The organism is Streptomyces sp. KR55, from assembly GCF_052245645.1.
Taxonomy (GTDB): domain Bacteria; phylum Actinomycetota; class Actinomycetes; order Streptomycetales; family Streptomycetaceae; genus Streptomyces; species Streptomyces flavusporus.
On record NZ_JBQQCE010000886.1, the window covers coordinates 1 to 1,473 of the forward strand.

Here is a 1,473-nt window from a genome sequence, read left to right on the forward strand (position 1 = left end):
AGCGCATCGAGCAGCGTCACACGCGAGTCGATCTCCAGCCGATGAGCTGTGCCGTTGACGGTGAGAGTGATATCAACCCGGGAGACATCAGGCGGTGACTGGCCGGTCGGGGGTGCCTCGGTTTCCACATGCTTCATGGCGCCTCAATTCTGATTTTCCGGAGGGTTACTTGCCAGGCAAGAGAAATTCTTCGATTCTGACCCTCCAGTCAGATGTCGCTGCTTAGTAAAAGTAGCACTCCGCCACGTTGTGCAATTATGCCGTTGAAGAGAAATGGCCGCCGTGCACCTATGCGTGTGAGGTCTGTTTCGCGAGTCTCGTGCTCGATACGCCAGCAAATCGAACATGTGTCGGTATCGTCCAGGTCGTGGAGTCACCCACGACTCTGTTCAAGAGACGCAGGCCGCACCCCGCCGCACTGTCGCAGGCCGAACGCGTCCACGTCCGCATGATCCGCTCAAGGGCATCCCGCCAGGAACGCTACGGATGCGAGTTCGTATAGGCAGCGGGACCCTGTCCTGTAGTACGCATTCCCGCCGCACCCGCCAGCCCACATCCGCGCGAGGCAGTCCCGATGATCGACGACCTCTCAGCCCCGATGCACCGAGTGCCGCCACGCCCTGCGTGGCAACGCCGACGCCCTGCTTTCCTCGAGCACCTGCTCCTCGCCCGCCGTCACGCCACCGACCCTCCGGACAGATCTAACGGCGTCCCGCCATTCCCACCAGTCCCACCAGTCCCGCAGAAGTCAAAACGCGCCTCGGACTGCCTCTTGAACAGAGCTGACATTCGAGTAGCGACGCCTGCGGAAAGCACCCGCTCGACCTCGCCCGAGAGAGTTGGCATGCCTGTAGCTGATGACATAACCGTCAGGCACGGAAGGGACGCGTTTGTCCCTGGGACGGCCACGACCCTAGGTACGCCAGTACCCCCCTTCGCTACCATGCGGCGGCCCCAATGAGCCGCAACACGATGCTCCGAGATTTCCTGCGCTCACGCCGTGCCCGGGTGACACCCGAGGAGGCGGGTCTGCCGCTCGGGCCTGGAGCGCGCCGTGTGCCCGGCCTTCGGCGGGAAGAGGTGGCCGACCTCGCCGGCATCAGCATGGACTACTACGTCCGCTTCGAGCAGGGCCGTTGCCCCAACGTGTCAGACGCGTTGTTGGACTCGGTCGCCAGGATTCTGCGCCTCACCCCTGTCGAGCGAATTTACTTGTACGAGATCGCCCGGACGTCTGCCACCCACGCACCCAGGTGTGCCGACGACCAGCAGATCAGCGCCGGACTACGCCTGCTGCTTGAGAACCTTTCCACCCCGGCGTTCGTCCTCGGACGGCTACTCGACCTCCTAGTGTGATGCGCCTGAAATCCTGGGCTTAAGTCTCATGCTGGTTTTTGGTGGCCGGTGTAGCGATCTTGGTGAGGTAGTCGGCGAGGGATTTGAGGATCTCGTCGGCGGTCTTGGTCCACTTGA

1 protein-coding gene is annotated in these 1,473 nt (G+C 62.5%); it reads left to right on the forward strand.

Annotated features, from left to right (window positions below):
* The first annotated feature begins 957 nt into the window (after nt 1-957).
* Nucleotides 958-1,356: a helix-turn-helix domain-containing protein gene (locus tag ACTWQJ_RS51255; RefSeq protein WP_443313178.1), complete on the forward strand. Its 399-nt coding sequence runs from the start codon at nt 958-960 to the stop codon at nt 1,354-1,356.
* Nucleotides 1,357-1,473 lie beyond the last annotated feature (117 nt).